At 62.0% G+C, this 19,698-nt stretch carries 14 protein-coding genes; 4 read left to right on the top strand and 10 right to left on the bottom strand.

Annotation, left to right across the window (positions count from 1 at the left end; all coding sequences use genetic code 11):
• Positions 1–82: 82 nt before the first annotated feature.
• The 3 genes from H3T92_RS04365 (at position 83) to H3T92_RS04355 (ending at position 4,401) form a co-directional block, all read left to right on the top strand.
• Positions 83–2,512, top strand: a complete 2,430-nt coding sequence (locus H3T92_RS04365) for a glycoside hydrolase family 3 C-terminal domain-containing protein (protein ID WP_144084795.1) — start codon at positions 83–85, stop codon at positions 2,510–2,512.
• The gene (locus H3T92_RS04360) at positions 2,505–3,176 is read left to right on the top strand and encodes a hypothetical protein (protein WP_198189407.1); all 672 of its coding nucleotides are present in this window, start codon (positions 2,505–2,507) and stop codon (positions 3,174–3,176) included. Before H3T92_RS04365 ends, H3T92_RS04360 begins: the two co-directional genes overlap by 8 nt.
• Before the next feature lie 175 nt (positions 3,177–3,351).
• On the top strand, positions 3,352–4,401 hold the full coding sequence (locus tag H3T92_RS04355) for a glycosyltransferase family 2 protein (RefSeq protein ID WP_144084796.1): 1,050 nt from the start codon (positions 3,352–3,354) through the stop codon (positions 4,399–4,401).
• Here H3T92_RS04355 and H3T92_RS04350 read toward each other — a convergent pair.
• Complete coding sequence (locus H3T92_RS04350) at positions 4,365–5,732, bottom strand: sensor histidine kinase (protein WP_144084797.1); 1,368 nt, start codon at positions 5,730–5,732, stop codon at positions 4,365–4,367. The two genes, H3T92_RS04355 and H3T92_RS04350, sit on opposite strands and share 37 nt — an antisense overlap.
• Positions 5,729–6,439 (bottom strand): LytR/AlgR family response regulator transcription factor, encoded by a 711-nt coding sequence (locus H3T92_RS04345; protein ID WP_144084798.1) that lies wholly within the window; start codon positions 6,437–6,439, stop codon positions 5,729–5,731. The genes H3T92_RS04350 and H3T92_RS04345 overlap by 4 nt, the downstream gene beginning before the upstream one ends.
• Before the next feature lie 222 nt (positions 6,440–6,661).
• Between H3T92_RS04345 and H3T92_RS04340 the strand changes: the two genes are divergently transcribed.
• Positions 6,662–7,615 carry a DMT family transporter gene (locus H3T92_RS04340; RefSeq protein WP_121914851.1) on the top strand — a complete coding sequence of 318 codons (954 nt, stop codon included), beginning with the start codon at positions 6,662–6,664 and terminating at the stop codon, positions 7,613–7,615.
• Here H3T92_RS04340 and H3T92_RS04335 read toward each other — a convergent pair.
• From H3T92_RS04335 to dnaA, 8 genes are all read right to left on the bottom strand, one after another.
• Positions 7,561–8,676 (bottom strand): VanZ family protein, encoded by a 1,116-nt coding sequence (locus H3T92_RS04335; protein WP_144084799.1) that lies wholly within the window; start codon positions 8,674–8,676, stop codon positions 7,561–7,563. The two genes, H3T92_RS04340 and H3T92_RS04335, sit on opposite strands and share 55 nt — an antisense overlap.
• Positions 8,677–8,734: 58 nt before the next feature.
• Complete coding sequence (locus H3T92_RS04330; protein ID WP_144084800.1) at positions 8,735–9,334, bottom strand: DUF3566 domain-containing protein; 600 nt, start codon at positions 9,332–9,334, stop codon at positions 8,735–8,737.
• Positions 9,335–9,438: 104 nt separating this feature from the next.
• A complete protein-coding gene (gyrA, locus tag H3T92_RS04325; RefSeq protein ID WP_415873696.1) occupies positions 9,439–12,066 on the bottom strand; it encodes a DNA gyrase subunit A in 2,628 nt (875 codons plus the stop codon).
• Positions 12,067–12,199: 133 nt separating this feature from the next.
• Positions 12,200–14,239, bottom strand: a complete 2,040-nt coding sequence (gyrB, locus tag H3T92_RS04320) for a DNA topoisomerase (ATP-hydrolyzing) subunit B (protein ID WP_222102856.1) — start codon at positions 14,237–14,239, stop codon at positions 12,200–12,202.
• A gap of 292 nt (positions 14,240–14,531) precedes the next feature.
• Entirely contained in the window at positions 14,532–15,017 is a 486-nt protein-coding gene (locus H3T92_RS04315; RefSeq protein ID WP_415873692.1) for a DUF721 domain-containing protein, read from the bottom strand.
• A gap of 8 nt (positions 15,018–15,025) precedes the next feature.
• Positions 15,026–16,288 carry a DNA replication/repair protein RecF gene (recF, locus tag H3T92_RS04310; protein WP_144084804.1) on the bottom strand — a complete coding sequence of 421 codons (1,263 nt, stop codon included), beginning with the start codon at positions 16,286–16,288 and terminating at the stop codon, positions 15,026–15,028.
• Between the two features lie 29 nt (positions 16,289–16,317).
• Complete coding sequence (gene dnaN / locus H3T92_RS04305) at positions 16,318–17,442, bottom strand: DNA polymerase III subunit beta (RefSeq protein ID WP_144084805.1); 1,125 nt, start codon at positions 17,440–17,442, stop codon at positions 16,318–16,320.
• A 414-nt stretch (positions 17,443–17,856) separates the two neighbouring features.
• A complete protein-coding gene (gene dnaA / locus H3T92_RS04300; protein WP_144084807.1) occupies positions 17,857–19,602 on the bottom strand; it encodes a chromosomal replication initiator protein DnaA in 1,746 nt (581 codons plus the stop codon).
• Positions 19,603–19,698 lie beyond the last annotated feature (96 nt).

Below are 19,698 nucleotides of genomic sequence, written 5' to 3'. Positions count from 1 at the left end.
TTCAGTACCAGTCCGAGGCCGATTGTGGAAGCAACGAGGGTTCCCGCAGCAGGATCGGCCCCCGTCACAGAGAGGGAACACTATGGAAGTCAAGGATCTGACAGTTCTGGAACGGGCATCGCTGCTCTCCGGAAAATCCACCTGGGCAACCCGTGCCTTGAAGAGGGCGGGCATCCCGAGCATGGTCCTGAGCGACGGCCCGCACGGCCTGCGCCGCCAGACCGGATCAGGGGACAACCTGGGCATGGGCAAGTCCAAGCCCGCCACCTGCTTCCCTACAGCGGGCACCGTGGCCTGCTCATGGGACCCGGAGCTGGCCAAGACCATGGGCCAGGCGCTGGGTAGCGAGGCCAGGAGCCTGGGCGTCAACATGGTTCTGGGTCCGGGCATGAACATCAAGCGCAACCCCCTGTGCGGCAGAAACTTTGAATACTATTCCGAGGATCCCCAGGTGGCCGGTCATATGGCTGCAGGCCTGATCGAAGGCATCCAGTCCCAGGGCGTGGCCGCCACCCCCAAGCACTTCGCCATGAACAGCCAGGAGCTGCGCCGCCAGGCATCTGACTCCGTGGTGGACGAGCGCACCATGCGCGAGCTCTATCTGACCGGATTCGAGATCGCCGTGCGCCAGGCCCACCCCTGGGCCATCATGACCTCATACAACATGGTCAACGGCACCTATGCCAACGAGAATCCCCACCTGCTCAAGGACATCCTGCGCAAAGAGTGGGGCTTCGACGGCATGGTGGTCTCGGATTGGGGCGGCTCCAACAGCGCGGTCGCCGCAGCCGCCAACGGCTCCTCCCTGGAGATGCCCCAGGCCGGATATGACTCCGTCCGACAGGTTGCCAAGGCCGTGCAGGAGGGTCGACTGGACGAAGCCGACCTGAACGCCCGGGCCGAAGAGGTGGCGCGGCTGGCCAAGCTGACCTACCACTCTGACATGGATCCTGATGGGAATCTGACCGCGGATCAGATACGGGACCACCATCAGGTGGCACGGAGCATCGCCGAGGGATCCGCCGTCCTTCTGGTCAACCGGGAGGGACGCCTGCCACTGGCCGCCGGCACCCGGGTCGCCCTGGTCGGGGATATGGCCAAAACCGCAAGGTTCCAAGGATCCGGATCCTCAAAGGTCAACGCAGCCAAGCAGGAGAGCATGCTGGACCTGCTTAGGCAGGGCAACGGCGACGGACTGGAGCTGGCCTCCTACAGCCAGGGCTACGAACGCCATGGCGAGAAGAACCACTCTTTGATCGATCAGGCCGTGGCTGCGGCTGGCCAGGCTGACGTGATTGTCGCCTGCGTGGGCCTGGATGAACGCAGCGAATCCGAGGGTCTGGACCGTTCCCACATGGACATTCCCAGCAACCAGGTCGACCTGATCAAGGCCCTTGGTGCGACGGACAAGCCCCTGGTGGTCGTCCTGGTGGCAGGCTCCCCCGTCACCACCGACTGGATCGACCAGTGCGATGCCGTCCTCTACATAGGACTGTCCGGACAGGCTGGAGCATCAGCCACCCTGAACATCCTGACCGGCCGGGTCAACCCCTCCGGCCATCTGGCGGAAACCTGGCCCAAGTCCTATGCCGACTGCCCCAGCGCCGACTGGTACCCCGACCCCGCGCACGAGTCGATCTACCGGGAGGGCCCCTTCGTCGGCTACCGCTACTACCTGACCGCCGACGTGGAGGAACGCTTCCCCTTCGGATACGGCCTGTCTTATGCACACTTCGCCTACGCCGATCTGACCGTGGACGACAAGGGAGTCGCCTTCACCCTGACCAATGATTCGGACAGGCAGGGGGCCACTGTTCCCCAGCTCTACGTCCAGGCGCCCAAGGGCGGCGTGCTCAGGCCAGTCCGCGAACTGAAGGGCTTCAAAAAGGTCAGCCTGGAGGCCGGCCAGTCAACCCAGGTCCGCATCGACTTCGACCAGACGACCTTCCGGCACTTCGATACGGCCAGCAACTCCTGGCAGGTCGAGTCCGGCGACTGGACCATCATGATCGGATCCGACGCGCGCACCATGGAGCTGAGCGGGCACCTGAGCGTCCAGGGCACCGTCGACCCGCAGAATCCCGACCCTGCCTTGGGCGCCTACCTGACCGGCCGGGTCAAGGAAGTCGACGATGCCGCTGTGACAGCGCTCTTCGGCCACCCGGTGGTCCGACAGGGCACCGTCAGCACCTTCGGCGTCAACGATCCGCTCTCATCCTGGAAGGACTCCAGAAGCGCCCTGGCCAGGTTCGTGGCCAACTTCCTGGCCAAGAGCGAGAGACGCCACGAAGCCAAGACCGGCAACCCCGACCTGAACACCCTCTTCCTGCTCAACATGCCCCCCAGGGCCATGGCCAAGATGACCAACGGGCTGATCGACACGGCCATGGTCGAGGCCATCGTCCGCATTCCCAACGGCCACCTATGGAGGGGGCTGGGCGGATTCATCGCTGGATTCTTCAGGAACATGGCTGCCAACCGCAGGACCGGAAAGGAGCTCAATCATGAGTGATCAGCACAGCCAGCAGGCCGGACAGCCGGCCCAGGGGAAGACGACAACGGCCTCGCAGTGGGCGATCGTCCGCTGGTGGCGGCGGTTCAGCGACCGGCACACCACCCTGGCCCAGTTCATCGTCTTCTTCATCCTGTCCAACGGGGTCACCGTCCTGCAGCTGGTGCTCATGCCTGTGCTCAAGGCCATCTTCAACGGCACCTCCCTGGTGGGCACCAACTTCCAGATCTGGCGCATGGGGACCGTCGGCGGCAAGCCCTACTACCTGTTCGATTACGCAGCCGGGTCCATCGGCCACGGCGGCGGGGGCGGCCTGGCCTACTTCCTCGCGGTGGAGATCACCCTGCTGATCGCCCAGATCATCAACTTCTTCCTCCAGCGCAACATCACCTTCAAGTCCAACTCCTCGGTCTGGAAGGCGGCCTTCTGGTACCTGGTGGCCTACGTGATCATCACCATCATCGCGGCGGCGCTGCAGGGCTGGTACAAGGACCCCATCTACGGCTTCTTCCAGCACACCCTGAACTGGGGCAGCCTGGGGACCACCATTGCTGATCTGGTCACCATGATCATCAACTCGGCCATCTCCTTCTGGGTCTTCTTCCCCATCTTCAAGGTCATCTTCCGTCAGGAGCCCACCGAATCAGAGGCGAGCGCCCAGTAAAATTCTGGCCCCACTCCCCCGGCTGTCAATGAACCGGCATGCATCGGCAGCCAGAGGGGCGGGGCCTTTTCCTCAAACCCATCATGTACAGTGGTCGCATACAACGGCCGCCGACGGGATTACGGCAACCCCGCCGGCAACCCCGCCGACCCATTCTTTTGCGAAGTGATCGTTCATGACAGCTGACCGACCGGCCTCCACGAGCCCGCCCGTTCTCACCTTCATCGTCCCCGCCTACAACATGGCCCAGCATCTGCCGACCTGCCTGGATTCGCTCCTGAGCCGGGAGGGGGACGATCTGGAGGTCATCGTGGTCGACGACGGATCCACCGATGCCACAGCGCAGGTGGTGAAGTCATACCAGGCACGCCACCCGCACACTGTCCGCCTGATCAGCCAGACCAACAAGGGCCACGGCGGCGCGGTCAACACGGGTCTGGCAGCCGCCCGGGGCAGTTATATCAAGGTGGTCGATGCCGACGACTGGGTGGACCCGACCTCCCTGAGTCTGGTTCTGGACCAACTGCGCAACCAGTCGCGACGTTCGAATCCGGTGGACATGATGGTCACCAACTATGTCTATGAAAAGGAAGGCCGCAAGCATAAGCGGGTCATCAACTTCCGCAGCGTCATGGACCCGGGACGGGTGCTGGACTGGAACCATTTGCGGCGGTTCGGGCTGGCCCAGTACATGATCATGCATGCCCTGATCCTGCGCACCGAGGTGCTCCGCCAGGCCCACACCCGCCTGCCCGAGCACACCTATTACGTGGACTTCATCTACTCCTATCAGCCCCTGCCCTGGGTGCACACCCTGCTCTACCTGGACACGGATTTCTACCGTTACCACACCGGCCGTCAGGGCCAGTCAGTGCAGACCTCGATCATGATCGCCCGGGTTTCACAACTGCTGCTGGTCAACGGGCTCATGGCTGACTCCACGCCTGAACCAGGGACGGTTCCCCGTGGACTTTATCGTTATATGATCCACTATCTGTCCATTAACTGCGTGGTGACCTCGGTCTTCCTGATTCTCTCTCGCAAGCCCAGCAACTACCGAAACAAGGACATGCTCTGGCGAAGGCTAGAGCACCGCTCCCCCGTCATCGCCTCCGACGTGCGCTCCACCCTGCTCTGCCGGATGATCAACATGCCGGGCAGGCCCGGTCGCTTGGCCATCCGTCTAGGTTATAAGGCCGCCGAAGCCGCCATGGGCTTCAACTGATCGCCCACCCGCGGCAGGAGTACACAGAGGCTGAACCAGTGATGTTCGGTCCGCAGGGTCATCTCGCCCTGATAGCGGTGAGCTATGTGCCGAATGGACTTGACCCCGTAGCCATGCAGGCCATCCTCAGTCCTGGTCTTGGTGGTGGCCAGCTCGCCATTGCCTTTCCAATTCAGGGGCGATGCGAAGTAGTTTTCAATGCGAATCACCACGAATTGTCCCCGGGCATACAGGGCCACCTTGATCAGGCGGCGGTCGGGTTCCTCAACCTTCCTCAAAGCCTCAATGGCATTGTCCAAGGCGTTGCCGAAGAGGGTGGAGACATCCATGGGCGACATCCCCTCCAAGAGGGAGCCCTCGGCCACCATGGTCAGGGTGATCCCCTCTTCGGAGCAGATGCGCTCCTTGGTTGACATGACCACGTCCAGGATGGGGTTGCCGGTGTGCTGCTGGGACCCGTACCGCCCGACCGCAGCCTCCAGCTCCTCGAAATCCTGGGACTTGCGCTCAGGGTCCATCTGCGAGCGCAAGGCGGCGATCTGATGCTTGAGGTCGTGGGCGAGCCTGCCCATGGCCTCCAGATTTTCCTTGGATCGTATGTACTCCCGATGCTGGCTGTAAGCCCGGGCGTTGATGGAAGCCAGCTCGGCGCTGGTATGGCTCTCCCGCAGCTGTTCCTGCTGGGCGTAGAGCATGGCGAAGCCGCACAGATCCACCAGCGTGCGGATGTAGAAGACCTCCAGGCCGACCCGACCGGAGAAGGGGGTGTTGGTGGAAACGAAACTCAGGTTGGACATGGCGAAGGTAACCACAGCGATGACCGCGGCTATGAAGACGCTGCGTCCTGGCACAGAAGGCTGGGCATCGGCGAAGTTGCGCCGTTCCGCCACCCAGGCCAGCAGTCCTACGCCCCCGTAGATCAGCACCAGCAGGATCAAGGACGCCGGGTCGTACAGGCTGTGGTTGGAAGGACGCATGAAGGAATCCAGCTGCCAGTGCAGGGAGGCAACCAGCTCGGCCAGGACGAAGGCACGGGCCAGCAGATAGGCCCCGTCCAGCGCCCTCAACCCCGAAGCCAGCATGATGATGGCATACATGCAGGCCACGGCCAGACACATGCTGATGATCCAGAAGGCGATAGGCAGGGTGCCGGCCCAGTATTGGACCCCGATGAGCACGGCCAGACCAGGCAGAAGCACAACCGTCATTCTCAGGCGTGATGTCCGCACGCCGATGGCCAGCAGATAGACCAAGCAACCCAGCCACTCGCTGATGCCCGTATAGAGCCGGGGGATGTCGGGCAGGGCGTTGAGGATGTGGGTGCTGGTCATGGCCGACCTGCCACATAGGCGGTCAGAGCCGTCATGAAGGCCTTCTTGCGGGGCCGGCTGACCCGTAGCCGCTGGCCGGTAGACATGATGCAGTCCTGGTCCTCCATGCCCGTCACATGGGCTAGGTTGACCAGGTAACAGGAGTTGGAGCGGAAGAATCCTTGCTGGTCCAGCTGGCCCTCCAGGCTTTTCAGCGTGTTGTTCGTGGTCAGTGAGGAATCCAAGGTGTGAATGACGCTGCTGTGGCGAACGGATTCGATGAAAACGATGTCCTTGAGGGGGATCCTGGTGGATCGGGCACCCTCGGTGATCAGGATGGACAGGTCCACGCGGCCGCGCACCTGGGCGATGGACCGGTCCAGCTCCTGGGAGAAGGCGAACCAGGGCAGGGGCTTAAGCAGATATGAGAGAGCGCCCACCTCATAGCCGTTGATGGCGTACTGAGGGGCGGAGGTGATGAAAACGATGACCACCGACTCGTCACGGGCGCGTACCCTGCGGGCCACTTCGATTCCGTCCATGGGGGTCATCTGAATGTCCAGAAGGAGGATGTCATAGACGGGTCGATAGCCATCCGCAAAAGCCTTGCCTTCGGTGAAGACGCTGACCGTCAGTTCTTCCTGACGTTCCTTGCGGTAGCGGCTCAGGTAATTGACCATGGTCCGACAGCTGATGGAGTCGTCATCCACCACTGCGATTCTGATCATCCTGGCACACACTCCTTACCCCGTCGACCAAGGACCCATGGCCGCCGTTATCACCGTTCTTCAATGATATCGGAGATGTCCGCATGGCAGACCCCGCTTGCCTGAAGCCGAACGCTGACAAGCAGGGGGGTTGGCTTGAAAAAAGCAAACAAGTTTGAACTACTCGTTTTGTACGTTGCGAATGAATTCTCACTTGTGGGCGGGAACGATTAGAGTCGAAACATGTCTACCTTCGCACCCTCTTCGTCCTGGAAACCCTCCACCTGGCTGGCCCGTCTGATGCTGCTGATGGCCGCGGCCGCCTGGGGGGCCGGATACACCTTCGAAAAGGTTGCCATGGAGACCCTGACCGTGCGCTGGCTGATGGGCATTCGCATCCTCTGCGCCATCGTCATCATGACACCCTTTTTGCTGCCCCGGCTGCGCAGAACCGGGGCCATACACACCCTGGTACCGGGGCTGATTCTGGGGGTCAGTTACTGGGCGGCCTTCAGCCTGCAGATGATGGGGCTGACCACCATCGCTCCGGGCCGCAACTCCTTCCTGACGGCCACCTACTGCATCTTCGTGCCCTTCCTGGTCTGGATCATGGCCCGCCGACGGCCGGCCCTGCGGCACTTCGTCGCGGCCGCCATCTGCATCCTGGGCGTGGCTCTGATCTCGCTGCCGGCCCAAGGCGGGGGACAGGGGCTGGTTCTGAGCACTGGCGACCTGCTGACTCTGGCCGGCGCCCTGCTCTACGGGGTCAACCTGGTGATCACCGGTTTCCTGACCAAGAAGTTCGATGCCCCCACGCTGACCTACCTGGAGCTGCTCTTCGGCGGCATGCTCTTTCTGGTCTGCGCGCTGATCTTCGATCCCTTGCCCACTGCGGCCGACTTCACGCCCTCGACCCTGGGTTCCATGATGTATCTGACGCTGATCTCGACCCTGATGGCTCAGAACTTTCAGAACATTGCCTTCTCCAGGGTCCCCGCCGCCCAGGGTTCGCTGATCCTGTGCTCGGAGAGCCTGTTCGGCATGCTGGTCTCGGTACTGGTCCTGCACGAGGAGCTGACGGCCACCCATCTGCTGGGCTTCGCCATCATCTTCGCCGCCATCATCCTGTCCGAGGTCAGGCTTCACCCACGCCGGTCGTCGGCGGATTCCTCTGCACCGGTGTCCTCCTCCCGGTAGGATGCCCCAGGCAAGAGGTCATAGGGCATCTGCCGCTTGATCAGGTAGAAGACCAGCAGGAGCAGGGCCAGGATGCGCGTCGCAGTCTGAACCTTGCCGGTCCAAGGGCCGAAGACAGCCAGGATGACTGCAGTCCTGAACAGATAGAAGAGGAAGCGGGACCAGCCATGCCGCTGCTTGGTTTCGACGGTCATGTGGGTGAAGGTGGCGCCCAGCGTCCGTCCCCGGCGGGGCAGGGGTATGAGCAGTTCAAAGATCAGCAGCATGGCCAGATCAACCACGGTTCCGAACACATCCAGAGCGGACGGGGCGATCAGCAATCCACCAAAGCGATAGTGACCATCCAGCTGATAGGCGCCCAGGCGATGGACCGCATAGGTCACGCCCATCCCCAGGGACATGGACAGAATGGTGGCCAGAAGCAGATCCAGAGCCAGGGAGACGGCACGATGAATGAACCCAGGGTTGGTGACCAGCTGGGCAGCGTCAGCCTGACGAGTGGGAACGAGCTTGTTGGCCACCATGGCCACCAGGTAGCCGATCAGAGCGCCTGAAGTGTTCCAGATCAGGTCGTCCACATCGAAGAGGCGGTAGGCGCAGCCCACGATGCCGAAAACCCCGGTCAGCTGGGCCGTTTCGATGAAGAGGGAGACCAGGAAGGCAACCGGCAGGGCCAGGATGAAGCGCCAGCGGAAGACCCGCCCCATGATGAAGCCCAGAGGCAGGAAGAAGGCCACATTGAGCAGGATCTGCAGCATGGCCATCCGCCCGCCTGTGCTCAGGTCGGCCAGGAACTGCATGGGATTGAGCTGGGGGGTCAGATGATGGGTGGCGCAGAAGGCAGCACGGTCGTCGGGCATGGGCCAGAGGGTGAAGAAGACCAAGGCCAGCAGGTACAAGACGGTCAGATAAGCCGCCATGGCTGCTGTCAGCCGGAGCCGGTGATAGCGGTTGTAGATCAGGGCAAGGATGGGCAGGGTCAGGATCAGCGAGGCCAGGGGCCAAAAGACCAAAGATATGCCGAAGGAGCCGCTGAAGTAGTCCAGGTATGTCGAGAGCACAATTCCAGTCTAAATCGTGCTTAGGCCTGTTGTCCGATTGACTGCGCCGACGAAGAGCTCAGTCGTCGCCCAAGGTTACGTGGATGCCGCCAACCAGGGAGCTGACCAGATTGTAGAGAAAGGCAAAAATGGTGACCAGAGCCACTACTATGACGATCTCGAAGATAGAGAAAATGGTCACCGAGCTCAGGACCGTCCCCAAGCTCAGCACCTGGCCCAGGTCGAAACCACCCGCATCCAGGCCTGTCTTGGAGATGACCTGGGTCAGGTTGTCAAAGAGCCCCATAGCGTTGAGCAGAATCCAGAGCAGGGCGGCGGCCACCACCTGAATGATGGCCCCGGCGATGGACAGCAGGAAGGTGACCTTGGCCACGGACCAAGGTTCCAGCCGGGTCAAGGACAGCTGCATGCGCCGGGCCCGAGGCACGTGAGGACGCGTGGTCGAAGAGGCCTTGACCGGACCGGCAGCAGAAGCTGCGGTTCTTACGGAACGCCCTGATGCCGTCCGGCCGGCAGCAGAAGCCGGGGGAGTGGCCGATGATGGTCGGCGGGACTCGTCCTTTTCGGATTCATCAGCCTTGGTCTTTCCGGTTTTGGGCTTTGCTGTACCCTTCTTACCGGTACCGGCCTTGGCCTGCTTCTGATCATCCTGGCTCATCGGCACTCCTTGATCCTTGCATTCACCAGTCCGCGCACACCGCCGCAGGACCTGCACGACTTCTTACGAGGCTACCAGTCTTGTCAGACTGGTAGCGGACCTGCTCAGTCCTCTTGGGCCAGACCTTGGCCGTCGCCGGTTCCGGTGGTGGCGATGGGCTGATCCTTGGCCGCCAGGGGAGCTGCAGGAGCCACATCAACCTGACCGCTACTCTCCTCCTGATCGTCACGCTCGGCATTGCGGGCGATCGAGAGGATTTCATCGCCCTTGTCGGGCTTGGCCAGGGTGACCCCCTGGGTGTTGCGGCCGGTCCGCTTGACCTCGGCCACATCGGAGCGGATGACCTTGCCGGACTTCATGATGGCCATGATCTGATCGTCCTCGTTCACCACCAGGGCGCCGACCAGAGAACCACGGCCCTCGACCATGGCTATGGCCTTGACGCCGTAGCCGTTGCGGCCCTGCAGGCGGTACTCGCTCAGAGCGGTGCGCTTGGCGAAGCCCTCGTCGGTGACCACCAGCAGATCATCCCCGGACTCCTTGGCGATCACGTCCATGCTCAGCAGTTCGTCGCCAGGGCGGAACCGCATGCCTTGGACGCCGGCGGTCTGCCGTCCCATGGGCCGCAGGGTGGAGTCGTCGGCCGGGAAGCGCACGCTCATGCCCTTGCGGGAGACCAGGATGATCTCGTCGTCGGCATTGCAGAGGGCGGCACCCACCAGCTCGTCGCTCTGGGGCACCTCCTGCCCCTCCTCGTCGGTGACGGTGCCCAGCTCCATCAGCCGCACAGCGATCAGGCCGCCCTGGCGTGGCGAATCATACTCGGCCAGACGGGTCTTCTTGACCCGTCCGGTCCGGGTAGCCAGAACCAGATAGTTGGCATCGTCGTAGCCATGCAGGGAGAGGACCTGTTCGATCCGCTCGCCCGGGCCCAGCTGGAGCAGATTGGCCACATGCTGTCCCTTGGAGTCGCGGGAGCCCTCGGGCAGCTCATAGGCTTTGAGCCGGTACACCCGCCCCTTGTTGGTGAAGAAGAGCAGCCAGTTGTGGGTGCTGGTCAGGAAGAAGTGGTCCACCACGTCGTCCTCGCGCAGCCTGGCCCCGCGGATACCCTTGCCGCCGCGGTGCTGGGCCCGGTACTCGTCGGCCTTGGTCCGCTTGACGAAGCCGGAGTGGGTGACGGTGACCACCACCTGCTCATCAGCGATCAGGTCCTCCACGTTCATCTCGCCCGAGTATGGGACGATCCGGGTGCGCCGCTCGTCGCCGTACTTGTCGACGATCTCGTCCAGCTCGTCGCCCACGATGGTGCGCTGGCGCTCGGGGTGGGCCAGAATGTCGTTGTAGTCGGCGATTTTGCGCATGAGATCCTCATGCTCGTCCAGGATCTTCTGCCGTTCCAGGGCGGCCAGACGGCGCAGCTGCATGGCCAGGATGGCATCGGCCTGGACCTCGTCCACATCCAGCAGCTCCATCAGGCCAGTGCGGGCCGTCTCTACATCCTTGGAGGCGCGGATCAGGGCAATGACCTGGTCGATCATGTCCAGGGCCTTCAGATACCCCTGCAGGATGTGGTCGCGATCCTCGGCTTCCCGCTTCAGATAGCGGGTGCGCCGCTCGACCACATCCAGCTGGTGGTCGACCCAATGGCGGATGAAGGCATCCAGACTCAAGGTCCTGGGGACCCCGTCCACCAGGGCCAGCATGTTGGCCCCGAAGGTCTGCTGCAGCTGGGTGTGCTTGTAAAGGTTGTTGAGGACCACCTTGGGCACGGCATCACGCTTGAGCACCAGGACCAGGCGCTGGCCGGTACGGCCCGAGGTCTCATCGCGCATGTCGGCGATGCCTTGAATCTTGCCGTCGCGCACCGCCTCGCGGATGGAGGAGGCCAGCCGGTCGGGGTTGACCTGGTAGGGCAGCTCGGTGACCACCAGGCACATCCTGCCGCGGATCTCTTCGGTGTTGACCACGGCCCGCATGGTGATCAGGCCGCGTCCAGTCCGGTAGGCCTGCTCGATGCCCTTGTGGCCCAGGATGGTGGCGCCTGTGGGGAAGTCCGGCCCCTTGATGATGGCGATCAGGGCGTTGAGCAGCTCCTCCTTGGAGGCCTCGGGATGCTCCAGGGCCCAGTGCACGCCCTTGGATACCTCGCGCAGGTTGTGAGGAGGAATGTTGGTGGCCATGCCCACGGCGATGCCGGCTGATCCATTGACCAGCAGGTTGGGGAAGCGGGAGGGCAGAACCGTGGGTTCCTGGGTCTTACCGTCGTAGTTGGGGATGAAATCGACCGTGTCCTTGTCAATGTCGCGCACCATCTCCATGGCCAGGGGGGCCATACGGCACTCGGTGTACCTCATGGCGGCCGCCGGGTCGTCGCCGGGGGAGCCGAAGTTGCCCTGGCCGTCCACCAGCGGGTAGCGCATGGACCAGGACTGGGCCAGACGCACGATGGTGTCATAGATGGCCGCATCGCCATGGGGGTGGTACTTGCCCATGACGTCGCCCACCACGCGCGAGCACTTGTTGTAGCCGCGGTCGGGCCGGTATCCGCCGTCGTACATGGCGTAGATGACCCTGCGGTGGACCGGCTTCATGCCGTCACGGACATCGGGCAGGGCCCGCTCCACGATCACGGACAGGGCGTAGGAGAGGTAGGATTCCCGCATCTCCTGCTGGAGGTCGATGGGCTGAATCCGCTCGCCCTTAAGGAGGCCGTAATCGGTGTTGTCCATCTCCTGGGGGCTGAGCGGCTCTCGGGACCCGTCGGGCAGGTTGAGGCCGGCCTGGTCCGGGCTGTTGTCATTGTTGTTATCGTCTGCCAAAATCGATCCTTAGCTCAAATGGTGAAAAGGGGAGGCTTCCGTCTCAGGCGTCGATGAAGCGGGCGTCGTGGGCGTTGCGTTGGATGAACAGACGCCGAGGTTCGACCTCGTCGCCCATGAGCATGGTGAAGGTCTCGTCGGCCTGCTCAGCGTCATCGATGCGGATCTTCTTGAGGATGCGGTGATCCGGATCCATGGTGGTCTCCCAGAGCTCCTGGTAGCTCATCTCGCCCAGACCCTTGTAACGCTGGATCCCTTCGCCCTTGGGCAGCTGTCGGCCGGAGGCCTTGCCCTCGGCCAGGACCCTGTCGCGCTCGGCATCGGTGTAGACGAAGCTGTGGGGCCCCTTGGTCCACTTGAGCCGGTAGAGCGGGGGCATGGCCACGTAGACGTAGCCAGCCTCGATCATGGGCCGCATGTAGCGGAAGAAGAGGGTCAGATTCAGGGTGGCGATGTGGGCGCCGTCCACATCGGCGTCGGCCATGATGATGACCTTGTGGTAGCGCACCTTGTCGATGTTGAAGTCCTCGCCGTATCCGCCGCCCACAGCCGTGATCAGGGATTCGATGGTGTCGGACTTCATCATGCGGTCCAGACTGGCCCGCTCCGTGTTGAGAATCTTGCCGCGCAGGGGCAGGATGGCCTGGGTCATGGGGTTGCGCCCCTGGATGGCCGAGCCGCCTGCGGAGTCGCCCTCCACGATGAACAGCTCGCACTCCTCGGGGTCGCTGGACTGGCAGTCCTTGAGCTTGTCGGGCATGCCGGCCGTCTCGAAGATGGACTTGCGGCGAGTGTTCTCGCGGGCCTTCTTGGCCGCGATCCGGGCCCGGGAGGCCTCCATGGCCTTCTGGATGATGGCCTTGGCCTCGCCGGGATGGGCGTCGAACCAGTCGCTCAGCCTCTCGGTCATGACCCGCTGAACGAAGGTCTTGGCCTCGGAGTTGCCCAGCTTGGTCTTGGTCTGGCCCTCGAACTGCGGATTGGTCAGCTTGACGGAGACCACGGCGGTCAACCCCTCGCGCACGTCATCGCCCGAGAGGTTGTCATCCTTGTCCTTGAGGATGTTTTTGTCCCGGGCGTAGCGGTTGATCATGCTGGTCAGAGCCGCACGGAACCCCTCTTCGTGGGTGCCGCCCTCGGTGGTCGCGATGGTGTTGGCGAAAGTGTGGACCGACTCCGAGTAGGCGGTGGTCCACTGCATAGCCACCTCGGCGGAGATGCCCAGCTTCAGGTCCTCGGCCTCGAAGTCGATGACCTCGGCCTCCACAGGCGTGGCCTTCCTGACCTTGACCAGGTAGTCCACATAGTCCTTGATGCCGTTGGCATACTGGTAGCTGACGGACTGGCCCTTCTGCTCAGGGGTCTGCTCCTCGCCCGCCACCTCGTCACCGGCCTGGTTGTTGGGGCGCAGATCGGTCAGGGTGATTCTCAAGCCCTTGTTGAGGAAGGCCATCTGCTGGAAACGGCTGCGCAGGGTCTCGAAGTCGTAGACCGTGGTCTCGAAGATTTTGGGATCGGCCCAGAAGGTCACGGAGGTGCCGGTGCCCTCGTCCGGTCCCATGGCCTGATCCTTGGACAGGGGAGCGGTGGGCTTCTGGTTGTGGAAACTCTGATGCCAGTGGTAACCCTGACGGCGCACCTGGACATCGATCCGGGTGGACAGGGCGTTCACCACGGAGATGCCCACGCCGTGCAGGCCGCCTGAAACCGCGTAGCCGCCGCCGCCGAACTTGCCGCCGGCATGCAGCTTGGTCATGACCACCTCGACTCCGCTCTTGCCCTCGCCCGGCACCTCGTCCACAGGTATGCCACGGCCGTTGTCGTCCACCCGGATGCCGTTGTCGGGCAGGATGGTGACTTCAATGTGATCAGCGTACCCGGCCAGAGCCTCGTCGACCGAGTTGTCGACGATCTCGTAGACCAGATGGTGCAGGCCCCTGGGACCTGTAGAACCGATGTACATACCGGGACGGACGCGAACAGCCTCCAGCCCCTCCAGCACTTTCAGATCGCTGGCGTCATAGTGTTCGGGGGAGAGCGAGTCATCCAGCTGCGCGTCGTCCAGCTGATCCTGGCCCGTCATGCCGTCATCCTGAGGCTTGTCCTCCTCATGCTCCCGGCCCTCTTGCGGGGTCCGGGACGGGTCAGTGTTGAGATCTGCCACGGATAGTCCTTTCTGCACCCCCATGGTCGCCCACTGACGACAAAGCAGCTTCCGTTCGTGGTCGAGCGGGGGATCGAGTCATGGTCACCAGGTTCCAAATCGTCCATAAAGGGGCCTTGGAAGCGTTTGACCCTATAACCTATAGATTACCAGCGCTAGGGGACTTTAGGCTTACAGAAAGCTGGGAAGACGGTATTCGCAGATTATGGGTTCATCCGTAGGTGTCGCGCACGCCTCGGCCGGGCGGATCGAACCGAGAACGGCGGAAACTGTAGTTGTGGGGGCCAGTCACCCGGATCTGCTTGACCGGCATGCCCAGCCGCTTGACAATGGTCGCCTTGAGCTGGGGGACCAGATAGGTCAGCTGGGTGGCCCAGACTGTGGTCTGCGCCTGGATGATCAGCACGCCCTCCCGGCAGGAGACCACTCTCGAATGAGCGGCGATGCCGGGTCCCACCACACTGTCCCACTGGTTGCGCAGCCGGGCCACCTTCAGGTGGCTGGTCCACCCGCTCCCGGCAGCCAGGCTGGTCACCACTCCTCCCAGTTTGGCGGGGTCGCGGCCTGGCTTGCCGAATGCATACCAGGCCTTGCGGGAGTCATCCTCCCGCTGCCGACGAGTAGCCGCCCGTCGCGTGCAGCCCTCGAAGACCAAGGCCGGCAATCGACGCTGGTCCAGGTGCAGGGTCTCAACCATGGGCGCCTTCATGACAGGTCGTTCCCCTCCGGCCCATCCGGCATATCAGAGTCCTCATGAGCCGTCCCCCTGGTTCGACGCAAGTCCTGCATGGCAATGGCGATGGCCGGATCCTGGGCAGCCGGATCGGATGGCTGCACGGGCCTCAGTGCGGACACATCCACCAAGCTGGCACCCTGCAAGGAGGGGATATCGCTGTCGGCGGCCACAGTGATCAGCACCTGGTCCTGCTGGCGGGCAAAGTCGAGAATCTGATCCCTGCGGCCCCGATCCAACTGGGCGAAGACATCATCCAAAATAACGATGGGATCCAGGGCGCGACGATCCTTGACCACCTGCAGCAGAGCCAGCCTCAGAGCCAGGGCCAAGGTCCACATCTCACCGTTGGAGGCGAACTCCCGGGCAGGCATGCCGTTGAGGGTGAAGACCAGATCATCGCGCTGGGGGCCGATCAGATTGGTGCCCCGGGCCACTTCCCCCGGGTATATCCGCTGAAAGTGGCGGCTGACGGCCTCGGCGACCTCGGGACCGGTCTGCCCATCGGGTCCTATCTCCTCCAGGGAGGGCCGGTAGGTCAATCGGGCATCCTGATCAGGGCCTGCCAGCCGACCATACAGATCACTGAAGGGCCGGTCCAGAGCCTCTACCAGAGCCGCCCGTCGTTGGCTCAAATCCAGCCCCGTGCGAATAAACTGCCCAGTCCATACCTCTAGGCCGGACAGGGCTGCGTCACGCCCATCACCCGAGGGGTCGCGGCCCGCCTGGGAGAGCTGCTTGAGCAGGGCGGCGCGCTGCCTGGCCACATGGCGAAAATCCTGCCGAACCTGAAAATAGTCAGCATCGAGCTGGCTGCCGGCCTGGTCCAGCACGGCCCGCCTGGCTGCCGGCTCTCCGGAGACCATCAGCTGATCCTCGGGGCTGAAGGTCACGCAGGGCACCCGGCCTACCAGGTCACGCTGATAGAGGGCAGGCCCGCCGTTGATTCTTCCCCGGTTGGCTCCCTTGGCGGCAATGGTCAGCTCATAGTCGGTGGCAGTCCCGTCCTGCTCCAGCCTGGCCCTGACAGTGGCCTTGGACTGCCCACGCTCTACCAGGGGCAGCGAGGATGAGGTCCTATGGCTGCCGCCGGTGGACAGAACTTCGATGGCCTCGACCAGGTTGGTCTTGCCCAGACCGTTGCGCCCCTCCAGAATGGTCACTCCGGGCTCCAGATCGAGGACGCAGTGCTCCCAGGAACGGAAGTGATCCAGAACCAGACGGGAGATGTGCACGGCGATCGTTCCTCGAACCTGCCCGGGTGTCAGTTGTTGAAACGCATGGGCACCAGCAGGTACCGGTAGTCCATGGACTCCTCGGAATCCTGCTCCTGCTGGCCGTTGAACTCCACGGCCTTGACCGCCGAGGTCATTTTGATACGGACAAAGGGCTCGGCGATGGCGCCCAGCCCGTCGATCAGATAGCTGGGATTGAAGGCTACCGTGATGTCTTCGCCATCCAGATCCGCCTGCAGAACCTCATGGGCCTGTGCCTCGTCAGCCGTGCCTGCGCTCAGGGTCACCTCGTTGCCGGAGAAGACCATGCGAATGGGGGCGTTGCGTTCGGCAACCAGGGCCACGCGCTTGATGGCGTCGATCAGATCCTGCCTGGCGATGACCGCCTGGATGGGGTACTCGTCCGAAAAGAGACGATCCACGGCCGGAAATTCCCCGTCAATCAACTGGGTGGTGGATATCTTGCCAGCGTTTTCCACGCCCATGATGGTGGGGTTGTCAGCCTCGTAATCCATGGTCACGTTCTGGTGTTCGTCGAGGGAGCGGGCAATGTCTCGTAGCAGAGAACCGCGTATCAGCATCGAGGTGGAGAAATCAGCGTCGCGAGGAGTCCAGGTGAAGCTCGAACGGGACAGCCTGAAACGGTCGGTGGCGGTCATGACCACCTTGTCCCCGCTGATTTCGGTTTTTACGCTAGTCAGGACTGGACGGCTCTCTTCCCGGGAAACTGCGACGATGGATTGGGAGATGGATTGGATAAAGGTCTCAGCATCTACCTGGCCCATGGGTTCGGGAACGGCAGGGAGGTCGGGATACTCGCTGTCAGGCATCAGCTGCAGGGAAAAAGTGGATTTGCCCGAAGTGATGGTCATCTTGGATCCCTCGGTTGATAGGTAGGTCTTCTCCGAAGGCAGTGATTTAGTGATGTCCGCCAGAAGTTTGCCTAGGACTAGAGCCGTTCCGGATTCGTCGATGCCTGCTTCGATATGGTTTCTCGCTGAAACTTCATAATCGAAAGCAGAAAGTTTCAATGTTCCGTCCGAGGCTTCCATTCTCACGCCCGCCAGAATCGGCGAAGCCGGTCGGGAGGGGATGATGCGGGTGGTCCAAGCCACTGCATCTGAGAGTGCGGATGAATTCACTTCTACTTTCATGGGAGCCTTCTTGTCGATGAATGAACTGGGATCATTCTATCGAATAGGTCAGGGGATGTGGTTGGAGTGAAGAAGTGTGCTTGAATGTGACGATGATTGTTGCATAAATATACATAGAGTCATCGTAATAAGCTCGGTGGATGGTGTGGATAAGTTTCCAAATCCTTGCAATGCGGTGGATATACCTCATCTAGGCGCTGTGGATAAGTGGTGAGATCGATGTGACTAAAAAGCCAAATTATCCACAAGGGCGGATTTTTGCTGAGTTATCCACAAAAGTATGGTGGTTATTCGCTGAAGATCCACCACTTGTCCCCGGAAAATCGGTGGGTTATTCCCAAGGTTTGCCCACATCTGGGGATAAGAAGGTGGATATCTTTTTCTGATGATCCACACCGGTTCCTGCGTGTCGCATCAGTTCTGAGGCTGCTTGAGCCGGACCGTCAGTTCCATGACGTAGTTGTAAATCTCCCGCTTTTCCTGCATCTCATTGGAGATGCGCGTATAGGCGTGCATGACTGTGGTATGGTCGCGGCCGCCGAAGACCTCGCCGATGTCTACCAAGGACATGCTGGTCATTTCCCGGGCCAAGTACATGGCGATCTGCCGGGCCAGGGCAATGTTCTTGGTGCGCGTACGGCCGACGATATCGTCAAAGGTCAGATGGAAGTACTTGGCCACCTGGGAGATGATGTCGGTGGGCTTGATTTCTACGTCCGTGGAGAAGAAGTCCTGCAGGGTCTGTTCAGCCAAGGCCGTGGTGACTGGCTGGTTATTGAGGCTGGCCACGGCTGTGACACGAGTCAGAGCCCCCTCAAGCTCTCGGATGTTCTCGGTGAAGCGTTCCGCGATCAGATCCAGGACCTCGTTGGGAATGCTGACCCCGTTCATGGAGGCCATCATTCTCAGGATGGCCACTCGGGTCTCCCTGTCTGGCGGCTTGACGTCCACGGTAAGGCCCGAGTCGAAGCGCGAGATCAGTCGCGATTCGAAGCCTTTCAGATTCTTGGGGGCCACGTCCGAGGCGATGACGATGCGCTTGTTGGCGTCGTGCAGGGCGTTGAAGGTGTGGAAGAACTGGTCCAGGGTGGCTTCCTTGCCCCCCAGAAACTGGATGTCATCGATAAGGAGCACATCAACCTGCCGGTAGCGGCGGTTGAATTCCGCGATCTGGCCCGAGCCTTGGGTTGAGTTCTGCAGGGCGTCGATGAACTCGTTGGTGAATTCCTCCGAATTGACGTATCGGACCTTGAGCGAAGGATCCTTAACCAGGGCATAGTTGCCAATGGCGTTGAGCAGATGGGTCTTGCCCAGACCTGAGCTGCCATAGATGCACAGGGGATTGAAGTCCTGGCCCGAGCCTTCGGCCACGGCCAGGGCCACGGTTCGCGCGAAGCGGTTGGAGTCGCCTGGGACGAAGGTATCGAAAGTGGCGTTCTTGTTCAGATGAGTCTGCGGATCGCGCTCCACCCGGTTCTGGCTCATGGGGAAGCGAGGCACGGTAAAAGCGGGCCGAGACGTTGTCCGCTCGGCCTCGGCCTGCTGATCGGCATCAGCGCTCGCCGTGGACCTTGTAGCAGGGGAGGACTCGGACAGCTCGGCCTGCATGTCCAAAGTCATGGGCACGTAGGTGCCCTGATGGAAATCATTGGCCGAGACGATCGGGGTTTTGGCGGTCCCTGCGGTCTCAGGCCTCCAATTTGAACGGGTCTCTGTGCCGGAGGAGGATCGGCCGGTGCTGTTCTGGCGCTGGTAGTCGCCGTATGGATCCTGGGCTGGGCCGGGGACCTGACGGAACTCGCCGCTTCCCGGGGCGGAGCCAGCCATGGCGGATGCGCGTTGGTCGTTCTGTTGGTCGGCAGCCATCTGCTTGGCCATCTGCTCAGGGTAGACGATTTTGATGGCCGGGAACATTTCCTGATTGGTGACCAGTTGCAATGCGCTGAGGACGGGCTGGCTGAGCGGTCCCTGAATAGCTTCCTGGGTGGCCTTGGAGGAGACACGCAGAACGATGGTGGTGCCGAAGACCGCCTCGGGGGTGATGTCTTCAAGCCAGCCCTTGTCCCTGGAGGTCAGCGAACTGCTGTAGCGGAGCACCTGCAGGACCGCATCCCAGATTCTCTTGGCCTGGGCAGCGGCATCCAGCGGATCCTGCGCCATCAGTGTGCTCCTCTCTTCTCGACGACGGATTTCCCGTGTTTCCTGCTTCTCTCAAAGTCGACAGTAGCCCATTGTTACACCGACTTTGCGTGGTTA

Source organism: Bifidobacterium sp. W8112, assembly GCF_016101425.1.
Lineage (GTDB): Bacteria > Actinomycetota > Actinomycetes > Actinomycetales > Bifidobacteriaceae > Bombiscardovia > Bombiscardovia apousia.
Note: the sequence above shows the minus strand (reverse complement) of the source record. Positions and strands in the feature narration are given on the sequence as shown.